Source organism: Pacificispira sp. HM-600, from assembly GCF_977993705.1.
The window spans coordinates 2371339-2389341 of the sequence record NZ_OZ388079.1; the positions used below are offsets into that span (position 1 = coordinate 2371339).

At 65.4% G+C, this 18003-nt stretch carries 17 protein-coding genes and 1 pseudogene; 11 read left to right on the forward strand and 7 right to left on the reverse strand.

Going from position 1 to position 18003, the window contains the following annotated elements; genetic code table 11:
- Window positions 1-79: 79 nt before the first annotated feature.
- Window positions 80-1669 carry an IS1182 family transposase gene (locus ACXZ1E_RS11350; protein WP_458040599.1) on the forward strand — a complete coding sequence of 530 codons (1590 nt, stop codon included), beginning with the start codon at window positions 80-82 and terminating at the stop codon, window positions 1667-1669.
- A 450-nt stretch (window positions 1670-2119) separates the two neighbouring features.
- Here the strand turns inward: ACXZ1E_RS11350 and ACXZ1E_RS11355 are convergent, their stop codons facing one another.
- A complete protein-coding gene (locus ACXZ1E_RS11355; RefSeq protein WP_458042921.1) occupies window positions 2120-2338 on the reverse strand; it encodes an SDR family NAD(P)-dependent oxidoreductase in 219 nt (72 codons plus the stop codon).
- 230 nt (window positions 2339-2568) lie between these two features.
- On the opposite strand from ACXZ1E_RS11355, the gene ACXZ1E_RS11360 reads away from it, so the two are divergent.
- Both ACXZ1E_RS11360 and ACXZ1E_RS11365 read left to right on the forward strand, forming a co-directional pair.
- Window positions 2569-2817, forward strand: a complete 249-nt coding sequence (locus ACXZ1E_RS11360) for a hypothetical protein (protein WP_458040600.1) — start codon at window positions 2569-2571, stop codon at window positions 2815-2817.
- Complete coding sequence (locus tag ACXZ1E_RS11365; RefSeq protein WP_458040601.1) at window positions 2814-3296, forward strand: PIN domain-containing protein; 483 nt, start codon at window positions 2814-2816, stop codon at window positions 3294-3296. Before ACXZ1E_RS11360 ends, ACXZ1E_RS11365 begins: the two co-directional genes overlap by 4 nt.
- An 864-nt stretch (window positions 3297-4160) precedes the next feature.
- Here the strand turns inward: ACXZ1E_RS11365 and ACXZ1E_RS11370 are convergent.
- Window positions 4161-4286 carry a hypothetical protein gene (locus ACXZ1E_RS11370; protein ID WP_458040602.1) on the reverse strand — a complete coding sequence of 42 codons (126 nt, stop codon included), beginning with the start codon at window positions 4284-4286 and terminating at the stop codon, window positions 4161-4163.
- Between the two features lie 258 nt (window positions 4287-4544).
- Here ACXZ1E_RS11370 and ACXZ1E_RS11375 point away from each other — a divergent pair, with 258 nt between their 5' ends.
- Window positions 4545-5075: a hypothetical protein gene (locus tag ACXZ1E_RS11375; protein ID WP_458040603.1), complete on the forward strand. Its 531-nt coding sequence runs from the start codon at window positions 4545-4547 to the stop codon at window positions 5073-5075.
- Window positions 5076-5798: 723 nt separating this feature from the next.
- Here the strand turns inward: ACXZ1E_RS11375 and ACXZ1E_RS11380 are convergent.
- Window positions 5799-6053 (reverse strand): annotated as a pseudogene (locus tag ACXZ1E_RS11380) (transposase); the annotation flags it as partial.
- A 174-nt stretch (window positions 6054-6227) separates the two neighbouring features.
- On the reverse strand, window positions 6228-6710 hold the full coding sequence (locus tag ACXZ1E_RS11385) for a hypothetical protein (protein WP_458040604.1): 483 nt from the start codon (window positions 6708-6710) through the stop codon (window positions 6228-6230).
- Between the two features lie 2 nt (window positions 6711-6712).
- On the opposite strand from ACXZ1E_RS11385, the gene ACXZ1E_RS11390 reads away from it, so the two are divergent.
- The gene (locus tag ACXZ1E_RS11390) at window positions 6713-8119 is read left to right on the forward strand and encodes an MFS transporter (protein ID WP_458040605.1); all 1407 of its coding nucleotides are present in this window, start codon (window positions 6713-6715) and stop codon (window positions 8117-8119) included.
- Here ACXZ1E_RS11390 and ACXZ1E_RS11395 read toward each other — a convergent pair.
- Window positions 8101-8238, reverse strand: coding sequence for a hypothetical protein (locus ACXZ1E_RS11395; protein WP_458040606.1), 138 nt, complete (start codon window positions 8236-8238; stop codon window positions 8101-8103). The genes ACXZ1E_RS11390 and ACXZ1E_RS11395 overlap by 19 nt on opposite strands.
- Window positions 8239-8455: 217 nt before the next feature.
- On the opposite strand from ACXZ1E_RS11395, the gene ACXZ1E_RS11400 reads away from it, so the two are divergent.
- The 3 genes from ACXZ1E_RS11400 (at window position 8456) to ACXZ1E_RS11410 (ending at window position 11549) form a co-directional block, all read left to right on the forward strand.
- Window positions 8456-9919, forward strand: coding sequence for a SulP family inorganic anion transporter (locus tag ACXZ1E_RS11400; protein ID WP_458042922.1), 1464 nt, complete (start codon window positions 8456-8458; stop codon window positions 9917-9919).
- Between the two features lie 213 nt (window positions 9920-10132).
- Window positions 10133-10972, forward strand: a complete 840-nt coding sequence (locus ACXZ1E_RS11405; protein WP_458351950.1) for a ribonuclease J — start codon at window positions 10133-10135, stop codon at window positions 10970-10972.
- 58 nt (window positions 10973-11030) lie between these two features.
- On the forward strand, window positions 11031-11549 hold the full coding sequence (locus ACXZ1E_RS11410; protein WP_458042923.1) for a serine hydrolase: 519 nt from the start codon (window positions 11031-11033) through the stop codon (window positions 11547-11549).
- Here the strand turns inward: ACXZ1E_RS11410 and ACXZ1E_RS11415 are convergent.
- A complete protein-coding gene (locus ACXZ1E_RS11415) occupies window positions 11520-12542 on the reverse strand; it encodes an NAD(P)-dependent alcohol dehydrogenase (RefSeq protein ID WP_458351951.1) in 1023 nt (340 codons plus the stop codon). The two genes, ACXZ1E_RS11410 and ACXZ1E_RS11415, sit on opposite strands and share 30 nt — an antisense overlap.
- Window positions 12539-14632: a transketolase gene (tkt, locus tag ACXZ1E_RS11420; RefSeq protein WP_458040607.1), complete on the reverse strand. Its 2094-nt coding sequence runs from the start codon at window positions 14630-14632 to the stop codon at window positions 12539-12541. The genes ACXZ1E_RS11415 and tkt overlap by 4 nt, the downstream gene beginning before the upstream one ends.
- 148 nt (window positions 14633-14780) lie before the next feature.
- Between tkt and ACXZ1E_RS11425 the strand changes: the two genes are divergently transcribed.
- Genes ACXZ1E_RS11425 through ACXZ1E_RS11435 form a run of 3 tightly spaced genes read left to right on the forward strand, consistent with a single transcriptional unit; the run spans window position 14781 to window position 17994 of the window.
- Window positions 14781-15812, forward strand: a complete 1032-nt coding sequence (locus ACXZ1E_RS11425; protein WP_458040608.1) for a zinc-dependent alcohol dehydrogenase family protein — start codon at window positions 14781-14783, stop codon at window positions 15810-15812.
- A complete protein-coding gene (locus ACXZ1E_RS11430; RefSeq protein WP_458040609.1) occupies window positions 15809-16468 on the forward strand; it encodes a DUF2291 family protein in 660 nt (219 codons plus the stop codon). Before ACXZ1E_RS11425 ends, ACXZ1E_RS11430 begins: the two co-directional genes overlap by 4 nt.
- Window positions 16465-17994 carry a sugar ABC transporter ATP-binding protein gene (locus ACXZ1E_RS11435; RefSeq protein WP_458040610.1) on the forward strand — a complete coding sequence of 510 codons (1530 nt, stop codon included), beginning with the start codon at window positions 16465-16467 and terminating at the stop codon, window positions 17992-17994. Before ACXZ1E_RS11430 ends, ACXZ1E_RS11435 begins: the two co-directional genes overlap by 4 nt.
- The last annotated feature ends 9 nt before the right edge of the window (window positions 17995-18003 follow it).

The following is an 18003-nucleotide window of genomic DNA, read 5'->3' on the forward strand; positions in this document are numbered from 1 at the left end:
AGCTAGGAGACTGCTGAACAATCTGGCGGGTTAAGGCGCGCCTGCGTGGTGGTCGAGTTTGGTCGTTAAGACTTGGTTCATGCAGGGTCGTGATGACGGTGCGCGTGATCTTCTGGATGTGTCCTCGTTCGCGGGGCATCTGTTGCCGGTGGGGGGTGTGTTCGCGTTCCTCGCCGAGCACCGGCACCGACTGTTCCCCGATGACATGTTCGAGGACTTGTTCCCCTCGGGGCGTGGCCGCCCGTCGCTGCCGGGGGATGTCGCCGCGTCCGTGTTGGTGCTGCAGGCGTTGCATGGCCTGTCGGATCGGGAGACGGCCGACGGGGTCACGTTCGATTTGCGGTGGAAGGCCGCGTGCGGGTTCGCGATCGATGCCGTGGGGTTTCACCCGTCGACGTTGACGTACTGGCGGCGTCGGCTGGCCGCGTCCGCTCGGCCGCATCGGGTCTTCGACGCTGTCCGTGAGGTGATCGCCGAGTCGGGTGCGGTCGCGGGCAAGACGCGGCGGGCGGTGGATTCCACGATCCTCGATGACGCGGTCGCCCGGCAGGACACCGTCACCCAGCTGATCGCGCAGATCCGCCGGGTCGGTCGGGACGTGCCCGGCGCGGCCGAGCAGATCACCGTGGTCTGCACCCGGCTGGCCGCGCTCACCGGGCACGGTTACGAGCAGACCGGGAAGCCGCGAATCGCGTGGGACGACCAGGACGCCCGCGACGAACTCGTCTCTGCCCTGGTCGGCGACGCGCTCGCACTGCTGGACGCCCTGGACCTCGAAAGCATCGAGCAGGCGGGTGGGAAGTCGGCAGACGCGGTCGCGCTGCTCGCCCTGGTCGCTGGGCAAGACGTTGAACCCGCCGCCGGGTCAGATGGCACTGACGGGCGGTGGAAGATCGCACGGAAGGTCGCACCGGACCGGGTGATCTCTACCGTCGATCCCGAGGCGCGACACGCGCACAAGACCGTGGAACGCCGTCAGGACGGGTTCAAAGCACACGTCGTGATCGAGCCGGAGACTGGGCTGGCGACCGCTGTTGCCCTCACCAAGGCCGCCGGGCCGGATAACTCCGACGCCGCGGTCGGAGCAGAACTGGTGACCGCCGATGCGACGATCGCTGCGGGTGAGAGCGTTCAGGTGCTCGGTGATTCCGCGTATGGGACCGGGGCGATGCTCGCTGCCCTCGACGAGGCGGGGCACGTGCCGGTGATCAAGCCGTGGCCGCTGCGGCCAGCAGTTCCCGGCGGGTTCACGATCGCTGACTTCGCCCACGATCCGGTCGCCGGAACCGTGACCTGCCCCGCCGGGAACGTGCGGAAGGTCACCGCGTATGGCCGCGCGACGTTCAAAGCCGCGTGCCGCTCCTGCCCGCTGAAGACCCAGTGCACAACATCGGCCGAGGGACGCACCGTCGTGTTGCACGAGCACGACCTGCTGCAACGCGCACATCGCGAACGCGCGACCGATCCCGATTTCCAGGCCACTTACCGGACGCTCCGGCCGATGGTCGAACGCACGATCGCGTGGGTCACCCGAGGGAACCGGCGCGTCCCGTTCCGGGGTGTCGTCAAGAACAACGCATGGTTGCATCACCGTGTCGCCGCACTGAATCTGCGCCGCTTGCTTGCCCTCGGCCTCACCCGGAACAACCAAGGCTGGGCGCTGACCTGACCCGAGCGCGGGACCCCGCCCCACGGACGCGCACACCCCCTGGACACGCCCGCGACCCCGTCGCAGAATAGGCACCAGCGGGCGGAGCGACCCCGTTGACGCACCCCGAGTGCTGACCTACACACGCCGCGAGACGGCTACTCGGCCGCGCTCCGTCCGCGCCAAACCCCCTTGTTCAGCAGTCTCCTAGGGCGGCGCCCCCCGCGCCCAATCCGCCGGCGCGAAAACGATAGCCGCGGCAATGTCCTCCACCGCTCCGATGCGTCTATCGGACGCGGCAGCATCTGCTCCCGCATCTCGTCTAGCTTCAGGCCCACCCGCGCCGCGCTCTCGCACAACATGTCGGTCTCGATGCAGAGCCGAGTGCGACGCAGTACGTCGTCCGCGGAAGAGTGCGAGCTCGATCATCAGCGTCGCCGCGAAGCCCTGGACCCCGGGCTTCGCGGCGGACTAATTCGCCTGGCCTCGATTGCCGAGCGCCGACACGCCGGACATGTTGATGATGCGGCCCCGACCCGCTGTGGTCATCGACGACTGCGCCGCGCGCGACATGAGGAAAGCCCTGCGCAGATGCACGTCTATCACTGAGTCCCAGTCGGACGTCGTCATACGGAAGAGGGCGGTGTCGCGCAGGATTCCCGGGTTCAGGTGGAGGGTCGGGCCTCGCAGGACACGGCGGGTGGTTTTCTACAGCGAGGCTGATATCGAGCGCGCGCAGGCGGCGCTTGCTCGGTTGGATGGCTCGTGCTGAAAGGTGCTTGCAATTTGCAGTAGAAGTTGGTGACTATCGGACAACCGTCACGGCAGTACGCAGGGGGAGGCGTCTGGTGCGCCTGCCGTCTGGCGGGTGTGGCCTGATAGCATTGCTGATGTTGATTACGCGTAGGCAACGAGGGGGAATGATGGGTGCGAAGACTGTGGGTATTGCTGTTGCGGATGATTTGCGTCCGGCTCTGGATGCGGTTGTGGAGCATTTTGGGCATGGGAATCGCAGCGAGTTTCTGAGGTTGGCGGTGCGGGACTTTCACGGCCGGCTGCGGCTGGAGCGGATGCATGCTCTTCGTGAGCAGGCCAGGGTTGAGCGTGGCGGCCGCCGCTATTCGGCGGATGAGGTGCTTGGGCTTATTCGGGGGACCGCCGCCGCGTGATCGACCCTGCTACTCCGGTTGTTCTCGACGTCAACGTCTATCTCGATTACATTTCGGGGGATGACGGCAGCTGGCCGTTGTTGCCGGATGTCCCGCCGACGACGGACAATCCCGCCGCGGATGCGGTTTCTCTTGCGTTTGCTGAGCGGTTCCGGCTGTTTGCTTCGCCGAACATCCTCCGCAATGTCGCTCGCGTGATGCGGGCGGTGGGGCAGAGCGACCCTCTCGTCGAAGCGTTCGTGGCTGCGGTCGTGGAGATGTGTGAGTTTTCCGGTGGAGCGGTTATCGAGCCGGAGGCTCGCGATCACGGTGTCAGCGATTACGAGGACAATCTGATTGCGTCTTTGGCGAAGGATCCTGGCGTCGATGCGCTCATCATCGTCACGAGCGACAATGATCTGCTTGGCCTCGGTCCGAACTGGAATGGTCGGCTCGTAATGAGGCCTGGTGACTTCGTTCGCCGTGTCGTCGCCCGGTAGCTGCATACGGATGGCTGCGGGAGGGGTGCGCCGGGGCGGTGGCCTATGGCCAGGGCGAGGGTGCTCTGGTGGTCGGCTTTCCGTTGGTGCACGCGACTTACGTCGAGGGCGACGTGACCTGCTACCGGTTCCCTCGGTGGGGCGGAATCGGGATCCTCAAGGTACAACGGGGGCGTCGCGGCCCATTTCAAGGCTTGGTACGACCTGACCTACGCCGACCCCCGCATCGCTGGCGGTGCGCTGAAGGACAAGCCGGTCGTGTTGGCGACGGTGCTCGGAGGCAACTACAGCCCGGTACCCCGAAAGAGGGGTGGGACTACTCCACGCCTTGATTACGCCGCGCGATCGAAGAGGTCTGGGGTGCTGACCTTCTCATCGTCCAGCGTGAGTTCACTCTTGTGGCTCCCGCTCCCCGATGATGTCACGGCGCGGCTCGAGGGGAAGTCCTCGCTCGGGGCGGCTGGGTTTGCTCACGCGCTCGTCCGCCGGATTCACCGGTCGGCAGGGGCGGGCGTCGTGATCGTGCCAGCACGACCGGCAGGCCGCGCTGGCACGGCTTCGTGTGCGGCTGGCGGCGCGGGTGAGGGCGATCGCGTTCCCGCTGGATGCCCAGGAGCCCGCTCGATCCCGTTCGCCGAGGGTGCGGCGATGGCGAGGGCGGCTCTGGACGACGGTGCGCGGGGATCCAGAGCGGTTCCGAGGACGCGGGCGGGGGATCGCCCGCGCCGGAATCGGGACCTGGGTGCGTGCGGATCGTCTTTCGGAGTCAGGGGATGCCGCGGCCACTGCGCTCCGGCTCACGGACCCCCGGCATCCTGTCGTCAACGCGTCCGAGCTGGGAGCGCTGCTGCTGTTCCCGCGCGGTTACGATCCCGAGGAACCTTCGCCGGACGCGATCGCCTTCGCGAAGCCCGCTCGCACGACGTCCTGCGCACGCTCGTCGAGTTGGAGAGCGTGCGTGCGGCATCCGCGACGCTCGGCATGCAGCACCCGACACTCCGGGAGCGCTTGAACGATTACGTGGTTTGGCCATGACGGGCCGGAGAGGGGCCGCGCTGGCTCATGACCAAGTCTGTGGAGTCGGTGCAGAGCATCGAGGCCGTGCGCGACTGGATACTGTGGATCGAGGGAGCTGAGCGGGCCGCGTAATCAACGGCGGAACGAGCTGGCATCCACCGGTCGGTTGATGCCGAGAATCAGTCCTTCGGTCGCTGTTCGGCGGGGGTCGGTCGGCGTCACTTTCTGAGCATGAACTCTTCAGACACGGCGTCAAGTACCGAAAATGTGCGGCAGACCATCGGAACGCAGTGGCATAAGCCGCTGCTCGCGGTCGCGGTCATCGGCGCGGTAGAGACGCTGGCGTCCCTCATCGGGCTGCTCGTTGACCAGCGAGAGCTGGTGGGCGCCCCGATCTGGGCGAAGCCGCTGAAGTTCTCGATCTCCTCTGTGATCTACAGCGTCACCGGGGCGTGGTTGATCGGCCAGCTCACGCGGCACAGGAGAGCGGCTTCGAGGGCAGGGACCGTGATCGCGTTCGCGCTCGCGCTCGAACTGGCCCTCATCGTCATCGACACCATCATTGGGCATCGCAGTCACTTCAACGTCTCGACGGTGTACGACACCGTCATCTGGTCGACGATGGCCGTGATGATCAGCACAATGTGGATCGCCACGCTGATCGTCTCGATCATGCTGTGGTCTTCGCAGAGCAGAGACCCCGCCAGAGGTCTGGTCGTCAGGTTCGCGTCCCCCTCATCGCGCTCATCGGCCTGGCCCTGAGATTCCTCATGACCATCCCCACGGCCTCGCAGCGTGCAGACTTCGAGGGCATAGCTGGCGCGCACACCGTCCGCGCTGCGGACGGCGGCCCTGGGCTCTTTCTCCTCGGGTGGAGCGTGACCGGTGGCGACCTGCGCATACCGCACTTCGTCGGAATGCACGCCCTCCAGGTGCTGCCGCTATTCCTCCCTCCTGCTCGAGATCGCGTCTCGCCGGGTGGTCGGTCTTCGGAGCCCGCGAGTTCGTGCGGGGTTCGTGTGGACGGTGGCTGTCGGCTACGTCTTGATGCTCGCTCTGCTCACCTGGCAGGCGCTCCGCGGCCAGTCGATAGTGCAGCCCGACTTCATCACCCTCCTCGCCGCAGCGGGTATCGTCGCTGTCGTCGTTGCCGGATTCGGGATCAGCTGGACTCGTCGTAATTCCGGCGGCCCAGTCACGCAGAGCCCAGTCGCACAGAGCACCGATGCGCACGAGCAGACTACATCTCTCGCCGGGTCCGTCCGGACGGGGGCGTCGCGGACGAGTCCGACGAACGCCCGCTGTCAGCGCATTCCGAATAGCTCCCGTTCGTGGGAACGCCGCCATATTGCCCCCGCCGGAGTGAGAGTCCCCTCGTGTTCTGCGTTTTTAGAGGCGCGGATACCCCCTCAACTTCAGAAGCGCGGATTCGGTCGTGCTGCCGCGACGGTCGCTCCCAGCGCTGGCTGTAGCTGACCAGGGGGTGAGCGCACTGACCAGCTCATGACCTCGAGCTGTCAGGGCGTAGTGGACATACGCCTCCATCACGACCGCGAACAAGGTCTGATCGACCCGGCGGCGGCGTTCCGGCAGCGACGGGAAGCAGCTTCCGGCCTGCAGCTTCGGGATCCGCAGATCGAGCTCACCGGCCGTGGTGAGCAACGGCCGGGGCCGGGTGCCATTGCGTTGAGCGATACGTGCGCTGCTGCGCTCATATGGGGCCGCATCGATGAACGCGGTCGCCCTGCGCGGTGGCGGACTTGCTCCGAGCTACTGGCCGCCTCAACTCACCCTGACACGTAGGGTTCCTCGAAGATCAGTGCGGGCTGCACATAGAGTCATCCACAGATTTCGCTCTGGCCCCTGTGATGACTGCCCGCATATCCTCTTCGAACTGCACCCGGCAAGGCGGCGTCAGGAGACGCTCTGAGGCGGGAACATCTCGTCGGGGACGTTGTCGAGCACGGTGCGAGCGTGCGCCTCGCCCCAAGATGTGCGCAGGTGTGCGAGCAGGATGACGGTCGAGGGAAGCCGCGCGCTGCGTCCGATGCCGTGTCCGGCATTGACCTCGGCCCACACGTACTCGGCGGTGCTCGCGTCCTGCTGGGTAACAGCTCCGACGAAGTCGCTGACGAACGTCACCTGGGGCCCGGCGCCCTTCGGATCCGGTGCCGGGGTCGGGTTCGGGCAGGCCGCGAGGAGCCGCGCGAGGGTGTAGTCGAACAGCAGAGCGTTTCGGCGAACCCAGAATGATGTGGACTCACGCTCGAATGCGTCGATCTCGTGATCCCAGCCGGAGGTGTCCAGATCGGTGTTCAGCGCGAGGACGATCTTGGTGAGCAGGTAGTCCTGGATAAGGGAGTAGTCCTCGCCGAGAAGCGGGTGGTCGGTCGCCATGCGTGATCTCCGATCTTCTCGGATCCTTCGTCGGGGTGGTGGTCGCCGCCCGCGTGGTCAAATCTCACGTTACGGTAGATTTCTGCGCTAACGCTCCGGATCACGTCGGAGATGTCGGCGGCATCATCGATCAGGAGGACGTCACGCCCACTGCACGCTCTTCCGGAGCTCCCGTGACGCCGTCGCGGCGCAGCTGGATCGTCCCGGTTCTCGCTGGCGGCGGGCTCTCGGCGATGACCTTTCCCGGCCAGACGGCCGGACTGGCCGTCTTCACCGATCCCCTTCTTGACCAACTCGGCATCGACCGCACGTTGTTGTCGTTGAGTTATCTGATCGGGACGCTCGTGGGGGCGACGGTACAGCCTATTCTGGGTCGCCTCATGGACCGGTGGGACGTTCGACGCGTGATCATCGCGATCGCCGTGGTGTTCGCGCTCACCTTGGTGGGCCTCAGCTTCGTTCAGGACATCGTCGGTCTCACGGTCGGCTACGTCGGTGTCCGGATGTTCGGCCAGGGGGCATTGGGCCTGGCGTCCAGCACAGCCGTCGCCCAGATCGTGCGGCGGCGACGCGGGCTGGCGCTCGGAATCAGTGGCGCGATCGGTTCGGCCGGCATCTCGCTTGCGCCGGTGCTCCTGGAGCGGCTCGTGGCGGCAGTCGGCATTGGGTGGGCCTGGCGGATCGAGGCTCTCGCTGTACTGATCATCGCCGTGCCCTTGGCTCTCGTGCTGCCGCGACCGGCCTCGATCGAGCCGGACCCCACCCGGACGGACACGGGAACGCTCATCGTCGGCGGCTTCACTAGCGGTCAGGCGCGGCGGACCGGAATGTTCTGGGTGCTCACCGCCGCGATCTCCTCCACCTCGATGCTTGGCACGGCGCTGGCATTCCACCAGATCGCGCTGCTTGGGGAGCGCGGGTTGACTCCACTCGAAGCCGCCGCGAACTTCCTTCCGCAAACCGTCACGGCTCTCCTGGCGACGCTCGCGGTGGGCGCACTCATCGATCGCTTCAACCCGCGGATCTTCATCGTTGCTCCGATGGTCGCGATGGCCGCTTCCCTGTTACTCGTCGGGGTTGTCCAGCCCGGCGTCTTGGCGCTCGTCTACGGCCTCGTGCTGGGGTTGGCGGGCGGCGCGCTCCGCGGGATGGAGGCAGCCTCGTTTGTTCGATACTTCGGTGTCACCCATATCGGTTCGATCCGCGGACTCGCGATATCCGTCAGCCTGGTAGCGTCCTCACTCGGCCCGTACGCGCTGGCGCTCGGGGAAGATTTGAGCGGCAATCTTTCCGTGCCAGCCGCGTGGTCGGCAAGCATCCCGATCGTCGTCGCGGTTCTCGCGGTGATCGTGCGTACCCCGACGCGTGGTGCCGTTCCGGGCGCGACCGCTCACAAGTCGTCGAGCTGATCCAAGAACTCGTCGGCGACCTGCATGTGGTCGAGCAGGTGTTGCTTGCGTTCTTGAGCGGCCGCGCGGATCACGTCCAGCTCGCTCCCGCGAGATGACGAGGGGTCTACCCCCGTCACTCCTGGAGATGACGAGGCGACTAAACCTAACGTTACGGTAGGGTTGTGGAAGATTCCTGTTTCGCGAACCAGAATCTCCCACCTTCTCCCGTCGACCGTGTCGGCGACCGCGCAACGCTGCGCTCCCACCTACCATCCCGAATCCTCAGGAGCGCTTGTGACTGACGTCATCCCTGTGCAAGACCCCAGATCCCGTTACCGCATCGAACCCACCGTGATGCAGGCTCTTCGCAGCCCCCGCATCCTGACCCGCGAGGTTCTTGCTGGCCTCGTCGTTTCGATCGCGCTGATCCCCGAGGCGATCGCGTTCTCACTGATCGCCGGTGTCGACCCGCGTGTGGGCTTGTTCTCCTCCTTCGTGATGTGTGTGTCGATCGCCTTTCTCGGCGGCCGCCCCGCGATGATCACCGCGGCCACTGGTGCGATCGCCCTCGTCATCGCCCCGGTCGCGCGTGAGTACGGCATGGACTACTTCATCGCCACGGTCCTCCTCGGCGGGGTCATCCAGATCATGTTCGCCGCCCTCGGTGTGGCGAAGCTGATGCGATTCATCCCGCGTTCGGTCATGGTGGGATTCGTCAACGCGCTCGCCATCCTGATCTTCACGTCACAATTCCCCCAACTGATCGACGTGCCCTGGCTCGTCTACCCGCTCGTCGTCATCGGCCTGCTGATCATGTACCTGATGCCGCTCTGGACCAAGGTCATCCCGGCACCGCTCGTCGCCATCGTCCTGCTCACCGCCGCGGCCGTTGTCTTCGCGCTGAACGTCCCGACCGTCGGCGACCAGGGAGACCTGCCCCAGAGCCTGCCGGAGTTGTTCTTCCCGGTGGTGCCACTCAATCTCGAAACCCTGGGGATCATTGCTCCCTACGCCGCGGCGATGGCTGTCGTCGGGATCCTGGAGTCACTCATGACCGCGAAGGTCGTCGACGACTTCACCGATACGCACTCGCGCAAGACCCGCGAGGCCTTCGGTCAGGGCGCAGCGAACATCCTCTCTGGCGCGTTCGGCGGAATGGGCGGTTGCGCGATGATCGGCCAGACATTGATCAACGTGAAGGCATCCGGCGCACGCACCCGCATCTCTACCTTCATGGCGGGAGTCTTTGTGCTCGTGCTGATCCTCGCTCTCGGACCGGTTGTCGGTGCCATCCCGATGGCAGCCCTCGTCGCCGTGATGATCGTCGTTTCGGTCGCTACGTTCGATTGGCACAGCATCCGCCTTTCGACGTTGAAGCGGATGCCGAAGAGCGAGACAGCAATCATGCTCCTCACCGTCGTCATCACTGTCTGGACTCACAACCTCGCGGTCGGCGTCGGCGCGGGTGTTCTCGCGGCAATGGTGCTTTTCGCCCGCCGGGTTGCGCACTTCGTCTCGGTGACCCGCAAGACCGACAAGGAAGCATCCGTCCCCACGGTGCGCTACACGGTCGACGGAGAACTTTTCTTCGCCTCGAGCAACGACCTCACGACTCAGTTCGAATACACGCACGACCCCGAGCGTGTCATCATCGACATGTCCAACTCGCACATCTGGGACGCATCGACCGTCGCCGCACTCGACGCGATCGTGACGAAGTACGAGCACCAGGGCAAGCGCGTCATTCTCGAGGGCATGAACGAAGCCACATCGCTCATGCACGGACGCCTGAGCGGTGGCCTCGGCGGCGGACACTGACCCGCACCGTCGCTCCGAACAATCGGGCACCACGCGCCACACGAACGGAAAACTCATGCACCAACTCGACCTGCCCGCGCCGCCGCCGCTTGCCGACGGCGGGCTCAGGATCTTTGCCCTCGACGGCCTCTGAGAAGTGGGTCGCAACATGACCGTCTTCGACCACAACGGGCGCCTGCTCATCGTCGACTGCGGTGTGCTTTTCCCGAAGACATGCACCCGGATATCGACGTCATCCTTCCCGACTTCACCGCCATTCGAAACCGCTTGCACGACATCACGGCAATTGTGCTGACGCACGGGCACGAGGATCACATCGGAGCACTCCCGTATCTTCTACGCGAACGCGGAGACATCCCGATCATCGGCTCGCGTCTGACGCTCACGTTCGTCGCCGCGAAACTCAAGGAGCACCGTCTCTCGCCCCCGATGATCGAGGTCGCCGAGGGTGATCGCCACCCGACGGGTCCCTTCGATCTCGAGTTCTTCGCGGTGAACCACTCCATTCCGGATGGCTTGGCGATCGCCATTCGCACGACCGCCGGTCTGGTGCTGCACACGGGCGACTTCAAGATGGACCAGTTCCCCCTGGACCGTCGCATCACCGACCTGGCCGGTTTCGCGCAGCTCGGCAGGGAAGGAGTCGACCTGTTCATGGTCGACTCGACCAACGCCGAGGTCCCCGGATTCACGACCGGTGAGCGGGACCTGATGCCCGCGATCGACGAAGTTTTTCGCACGGCGCCGCGTCGCATCATCGTCTCCAGCTTCGCGAGCCACGTGCATCGGATCCAGCAAATCCTCGATGCGGCCGAGTTGCACGGGCGTAAGGTCGCTTTTGTCGGTCGCTCGATGGTCCGCAACATGGGCATCGCGAACGAACTCGGCTACTTGCGGGTCCCCGACGGGATCCTCGTGGACTTGAAGAAGCTGGAGAAGCTCCCCGACGACCAGGTCGTGATGATCTGCACCGGGTCGAAGGGCGAGCCGCTGGCTGCCCTATCGCGAATGGCCAACCGCGATCACGTCATCGAAATCGGTGACGGCGGCTAGCCATCTGTTGCATCGATGAGCGCGACCTGCGCGCACACGCCCGACGTCTTGCGGGTCGATTTCCGGCGCCGCTCGCCGGTCCGGTCGAGCTGACCGAGGGCAACAACTTCCAGCGGCGGCCGATCCGAGATCGCGTGCCGTTCGGCGTGGGGGACCGGCCGCGGCAGGCGGCACCGGCTCGGCCCGCGGGCTCGCTCGTCTGTACGCCGCGGCGCTCGGTCACCTCGGCGAACCGTTCGTTAGCCGAGAAGTTCTCGCGCGGATGGCCCAGTTGCGGATGAGCGGCCACGATGTTGTGGTAGATGACGAGATGAGTTTCGGCGTGGTCTGCATGAAGCCTCAGCCCAGAATGCTGTTCGGCAGCTACCAGGCGTTCGGTCATGACGGAGCCGGCGGTGCGTTGGCGTTCGCCGATCCGATGTATGACCTCGCCTTCGGATACATCCCCGCCCCGATGACAACGCCCGGCGGCGTTGACGATCGCGCCATCCACCTGTCTCAGATCGTGCGGGAGTGCATCGCCGACGACGGCGCGCTCCCGATCGGGTCAGCGTCCGGGTTCGACGACCGACTTTAGCGTCGTGGCGGCGCTCGTCGATTCGAGGGCAGCCTGCACGTCGGCGAGCCCGAATGTGCCTGTCACCATGCGATCAAGGTCGACAAGCCCCTTCGTGACAAGCGTGATCGCGGTCGGCCACGTGTTCGCGTAGCGGAAGACTCCGGTCACGACGAGCTCTCGGTTCTGAATGGTCGTGACCGGCAGGGGGATCTCAGGAAGACCCATGCCCACGAGCACTGCCCGGCCGCCAGGGCGGAGCGCGCCGATACCGGTGCGTACGGCGGCGGCCGCGCCGGAGGCGTCGACGAAGGCATCGACATCGGTGATGTCGTGGTCGCCTTCCGCGATCGGATCGAACACCGCGGTCGCACCGAAAGTCAGGGCTGCGTCCCGTCGCGCTGCGGCGACGTCGGACACGATGATCTCGGCAACGCCGTACGCCCGGGCGACCTGCGCGATGGCGATCCCGACTGGGCCCGCCCCCGTGATGAGCACGCGCTGGCCGGGGGCGAACCCCGCTTTGCGTGCCGTGGCGATCGCGACGGACAACGGCTCCATCAGGGCTGCGGCGTGGTCGCTCACTCGATCGGGCACCGCATGCGCGAAGTGGCTTTGAATCGTGACGAACTCTTGAAACGCACCGTCGGTGCCGGGCACTGCATAGAACGACATGTGCGGATCGAGGTTGTAGTCCCCGCGCAACGTTTCACGCGAGCCCGGTGATGGATGCTGCGGCTCGATCGAAACCCGCTCGCCGAGCCGACTCCGATCGACCGCTGTCCCGACTGCGACGATCGTGCCCCCCGACTCGTGGCCGAGCACAAGGGGCTCGTCGACGATCCAGTCGCCGAGGTGACCGTCGCGGTAGAAGTGCACGTCCGACCCGCATACCCCGACAGCCGTCACCTGCACGAGCACCCCATCGGGTGCTGGAGTCGGCACCGGGCGCTCGTCGAGCTCGATGCGGCCGGGTGCCATGAGCACACTCGCTCTCATCTTCCGGGGGATCACGCGACATCCTCCGTTGACGCACTGAGGGTTTCGCGCGCGGCGTCGACGACCGCTTCGACTGTGATGCCGTACCGCTGGAACAGGGTTTTGTGGTCGGCCGAAGCGCCGAAGTGCTCGACCGACACGGACCGTCCGGCATCGCCGACGATGTCCCGCCAGGGGAGTGCGATGCCGGCCTCGACCGACACACGAGCCTTGACGGCCGCAGGAAGCACCGACTCGCGGTAGGCGGCATCCTGTTCTGCGAACCATTCGAGCGACGGTGCCGATACGACGCGCGCACCGATTCCTTCGTCGGCCAGGGTCGCCCGAGCGGCGACGGCGAGCTGCACTTCGGAGCCCGTCGCGACGAGAATGACATCGGGCGCACCGTTCGGTGCGTCGATGAGCGTGTAGGCACCTTTCGCGACACCGTCGACGGTCGCGAACCCGGCATCGCCTCGGGGGAAGACCGGAACGTTCTGTCGTGTCAACGCGATACCGGTCGGTCCGTCATGGCGGCGGAGTATCTCGAGCCAGGCGGCCGCGGTTTCATTCGCATCCGCCGGGCGCAGTACCGTGAAGTTCGGGATGGCGCGGAGGGTCGCCAGCTGCTCGATCGGCTGATGCGTCGGTCCGTCCTCGCCGAGGGCCAGGGAATCGTGCGTCCAGACGAAGATCGAGGGAATGTTCATGAGCGCTGCGAGCCGCACGGCGGGGCGCATATAGTCGCTGAAGATGAGGAACGTCCCGCCGAAAGCGCGCGTCGGGCCGTGCAGCACTATGCCATTGATGATCGCGCCCATGGCGTGCTCGCGGATGCCGAAATGGAGCACCCGTCCGTACGGGTCCCCCGACCACTCGTGAGTGGACCACTGCGTCGGGATGAACGACTTCGCGCTCTTGATCGTGGTGAGATTCGATTCGGCAAGGTCGGCAGATCCTCCCCACAGTTCGGGCATTTCCTCGGCAAGCGCATTGATGACGACACCGGATGCTGCTCGCGTGGACAGGTCCTTTCCTGGCTCAAAAGATGGCAGCGCCTCGTCGATCCCGTGGGGGAGTGACTGAGCCTCGAGGCGATCCAGAAGTGCCTTGCGTTCCGGGTTCGCAGATGCCCACGTGTCGAAGCCCGCTTGCCATTCTTCGCGAGCGTCGGCGGCGCGCGCCGCGAGCCCGCGCGTGTGGGCGATGACGTCGTCGGCGACGAAGAACGACCGCTCGGGGTCGAACCCGAGCACTCTCTTCGTCGCGGCCAGTTCGTCGCCACCCAGCGCCGCGCCATGGATCTTGCCCGTGTTCTGCTTGCCCGGCGAGGGCCATCCGATGATGGTGCGAAGGATGATCAGCGACGGCTTCGAGGTCTCCGCTCGCGCCGCCTCGAGCGCGTCGTTCAAGTCGGCGACGTCCTCGACGTACACATCGGTCTTCTTCCAGTCCACGACCCGCACGTCCCAGCCGTAGGACCTGTAGCGCTGGGCGACGTCCTCGGTGAACGCGACGTTCGTGTCGTCCTCGATCGAGATCTGATTGGAGTCGTAGATCGCGATCAGGTTGCCGAGCTCCTGGTGACCGGCAAGAGACGATGCCTCCGCTGTCACTCCCTCTTGGAGATCGCCGTCACCTGCGATCGCGTACACGAAGTGATCGAATGGAGACGTGCCTGCCGCGGCATCCGGATCGAAAAGCCCTCGCTCGTAGCGCGACGCGTACGCGAATCCGACGGCAGAAGCCAGACCCTGGCCCAGGGGACCGGTCGTGATCTCCACGCCCTTCGTGTGCCCGAACTCCGGATGACCGGGAGTGAGCGACCCCCACGTGCGCAGCGCCTTCAGGTCATCGAGCTCGAGCCCGAATCCGCCCAGGTACAGCTGCACATACTGCGTGAGTGATGAGTGACCGACCGACAGGACGAACCGGTCGCGACCCAGCCAATCCGCATCCGCCGGGTCGTGCTGCAGCACTCGCTGATAGAGCAGGTAGGCCACCGGGGCGAGGCTCATCGCCGTACCCGGGTGACCATTGCCGACCTTCTCCACGGCATCCGCCGCAAGAATCCGGGCGGTATCCACCGCGCGCCGATCGATTTCGTCCCAACGCAAATCCGACACCGGGTCCACCTCTCCTTCGAAGCTCTACGGGTGCCTGTTGACATCGCCGCATCATGTACCTATGGTGATTCTAACGTGATCATCGTTCAAGATCACATAAAGATAACATGAGGGTAGCCGCCGACGAGGGCGGCGAAGGGATGCAATGATGCGCGCAGTAGTATTCACCTCCGAGGGTGAGTTGGCCCTGGAAGAGCGGCCCACCCCCGTCCCGGGGTACAAGGAAATCCTGATCGAGACTGCGGCCGTGGGTATCTGCGGCACCGACACTCACGTTTTCGACGGAGAGTTCGAGGGAACGATCTTCCCGCTCGTTCCCGGCCACGAGGCGACCGGGACGATCATCGCCCTCGGCGAGGGCGTGAACAGCGGGGTCTTCGACTTCGCCATCGGCGACCATGTCGCCGTCAACCCCAGCACGACATGTGGTGAGTGCGAGTTCTGCCTGAACGGGCACTCGAACCTCTGCCGCTTCTGGAACGGCCTCGGGGTCGTTGCCTCCGACGGCGCGTCACAGCAGTACTTCACGGCGCCGGCCGCCAACGTCTACAAACTCAAGCCCGAGACCGACCTCTACGAGGCCGCGCTGATCGAGCCGCTCGCGTGCGCCATCCGCGGATGGGACGTGCTACCCCGTCGCCTCGGTGACCACGTTCTCGTCTACGGTGCCGGCACGATGGGGCTGCTCATGGCGCAGCTCGCCTCGAAGGCGGGCGCGTCGACGGTCACGATCGTCGACCTCAACGCTGAGCGTCTCAAAACAGCTGAAGAGTGCGGCATCGCGTTGCGCTACACCTCGGCCGACGATGCCACCCGCGAGAAGTGGGACGTCGTGATCGACTGCACCGGCAACATCCGCGCCATCGAAGACGGTCTCACTCGAGTGAAGCCGGCCGGATTCTTCCAGGATTTCGGCGTCGCTCCCGCCGACCGCACCGCACAGTTCTCGCCCTTCCGCGTCTACCGCGACGAGATCTCCATCGTGGGCACGATGGCCGTTCTCAACTCGTTCGGTCGTGCCGTGGAACTGTTCGAAGCCGGTGCGATCAACGCGAAGGCCATGATCAGCCACTCCTTCACGCTCGATGACTACGAGCTGGCGCTGGAGATGTTCCGTCGCGGCGAAGGCCGGAAGCTCCAGATTCGCCCGAACGACGCCGAGTCGAAGGTGCTGCTGTGACCGTGGCGACAGACACGAACTCCAGACGCAAAAAGCTCGGGCAAGGCGCGAAGCGCGGCATCTGGATCGGCGTGATCGCGCTCGTCGTTCTCGGTATCGTGCTTGGTACCAAGGTCGTCCCCAGCGACGACCCGCTCGCACAGGGCAACGTCGAATTCGACCCCGCTACCTTCGGAGCCGAGAACTTCCCCACCGTCCAGGAGGGGATCATCGACCGCGCGGTTGACGCCGCGACACTCGCGGATGCAATCGCGGCAGACACCGATGCCGCGGCAGCCGAGTACGCCATCGCCAGCTCGGGCGGTCCCGTCTACAGTGTCACCTTCAGCGGTGTCGTCGGCGAAGGCCAGTCGGGCATCTACCCCGTGCAGGTCGAAGGCATCCCCGAAGACCTTCTCATTCGTGTGCAGACCGGCCCTGCCATCAACGGTACTGAGCTGCGCGATGCCACCGGCGAGATCCAGTTCGGCCAGTTCAAGAATCAGATCGACTACCAGAACGCCGCTGCGGCGCTCAACGACGAGCTCAAGACGCTCGTTCTCGCAGACGTCGACACCACCGCCCTCGCAGGCCAGACGATCGAGGTCACCGGAGCGTTCACGCTCGTGAATCCCGCCGGCTGGCTCGTGACTCCCGTGGAGCTGTCGGTCCGATGAGCGGCGGAGAGAGCTTCGACGAGGTGGTGCTCGAGGCCCGAAACATCGTGAAGAACTACGGGGGAACCCGGGCGCTCAAGGGCGTGAACTTCGAGATCCGCAAGGGTACCGTCACGACCCTGTTCGGCGAGAACGGCGCGGGTAAGTCGACGCTCATGAAGATTCTCTCCGGCGTCGAGCAGCCGACATCCGGCGAGATCGTGCTAGACAGCGAGTCGGTGGTCTTCGGGTCGACGAACGACGCGCGTGATCGCGGAATCTCGATCATCCATCAGGAACTGAGCCTCGCGCCCAACCTCTCCGTGCGAGACAACATCTTCATGGGGCGTGAGCTCACAGGTCCCTTCGGTGTCGATTTCGCGGAAGAGGCTCGGCAGGCGCGGTCCCTGCTCGCTGAGCTGCAGATGCCCATCGATCCCGACACCCTGGTTGCCGACCTGCGGGTCGGCCAGCAGCAGATTATCGAGATCGCCCGGGCGTTGTCGGCGAACTCGCGGATCCTGATCATGGACGAACCGACTTCTGCTTTGGCCGCCGCCGAGGTCGAGGTGCTGTTCGGGGTCATCCGTGACCTGCTCGCCCGCGGGGTGGCGATCGTCTACATCTCCCACCACCTCGAAGAGGCACTCGAAGTCACTGACCACGCGGTTGTCCTTCGAGATGGCACGATGACCGCGCGCGGGGAGCGCAGCGGTATCGACCTCGAATGGATCGTCCGCAACATGGTGGGCGACAACTTCGACCTCGGTTCACCTCCCGAGGGATACGAGTTCGGCGAGGTCGCCCTCAGCGTGCAAGGCCTGACGGTTCTCGACCCGGAAAACCCCGAACGTGCGATCGTCAGCGGGTTGAACCTCGATGTGCGTGCCGGCGAGATCGTCTGTATCTACGGGTTGATGGGTGCGGGGCGCACCGAGCTCCTCGAGTCGATCGCGGGAAAAGGGGGGATCGCATCAGGAGACATCGTCCTGGAGGGGCGATCGATTCTGGGCGATTCGATCGCCGAGCGGATCGCGTCGGGAATCGGCCTTGTGCCCGAGGACCGACAGCGTGACGGACTGGTTCAGACGTTCGACGTCGGCACGAACCTCACGCTCGCGAGTCTCGACGACAGCCTCGTGCGCGGAGTCATCTCGAGGCGTCTCGAGAAGTCCCGTTCGAAGGAACTCATCTCTGCGGTCACCGTCAAGACCCCCGGGCCTGAGCTCCCGATCGGCGCACTGTCCGGTGGCAACCAGCAGAAGGTCGTCATCGGGAAGATCATCGCGACAAACCCCCGCGTCATGCTCCTGGATGAACCCAGCCGAGGCATCGACGTCGGCGCCAAAGGCGAGGTCTTCCGCCTTCTCGCCGAGCGAGCCCGCCAGGGTCTTGCGGTCGTCTACTCGACCTCTGAGGTCGGCGAATGCCTGAGCATCGCCCACCGGATCATCGTGATGCGTCGCGGACAGATCTCGGCCGAGTTCACACCCGACGTCACCAAAGACATGATCATGGCCGCCTCGGGCGAGGCCGCGGCCGCCTGAACCCAGATT

Bases quoted from the DNA above. Each gene is read 5' to 3' on its own strand.
- ACXZ1E_RS11400 (WP_458042922.1), top strand. From the start codon at position 8,456: ATGCAGGCTCTTCGCAGCCCCCGCATCCTGACCCGCGAGGTTCTTGCT.
- ACXZ1E_RS11375 (WP_458040603.1), top strand. From the start codon at position 4,545: ATGAACTCTTCAGACACGGCGTCAAGTACCGAAAATGTGCGGCAGACC.
- ACXZ1E_RS11350 (WP_458040599.1), top strand. From the start codon at position 80: ATGCAGGGTCGTGATGACGGTGCGCGTGATCTTCTGGATGTGTCCTCG.
- ACXZ1E_RS11435 (WP_458040610.1), top strand. From the start codon at position 16,465: ATGAGCGGCGGAGAGAGCTTCGACGAGGTGGTGCTCGAGGCCCGAAAC.
- ACXZ1E_RS11385 (WP_458040604.1), bottom strand. From the start codon at position 6,710: ATGGCGACCGACCACCCGCTTCTCGGCGAGGACTACTCCCTTATCCAG.
- ACXZ1E_RS11405 (WP_458351950.1), top strand. From the start codon at position 10,133: ATGCACCCGGATATCGACGTCATCCTTCCCGACTTCACCGCCATTCGA.
- ACXZ1E_RS11360 (WP_458040600.1), top strand. From the start codon at position 2,569: ATGATGGGTGCGAAGACTGTGGGTATTGCTGTTGCGGATGATTTGCGT.
- ACXZ1E_RS11425 (WP_458040608.1), top strand. From the start codon at position 14,781: ATGCGCGCAGTAGTATTCACCTCCGAGGGTGAGTTGGCCCTGGAAGAG.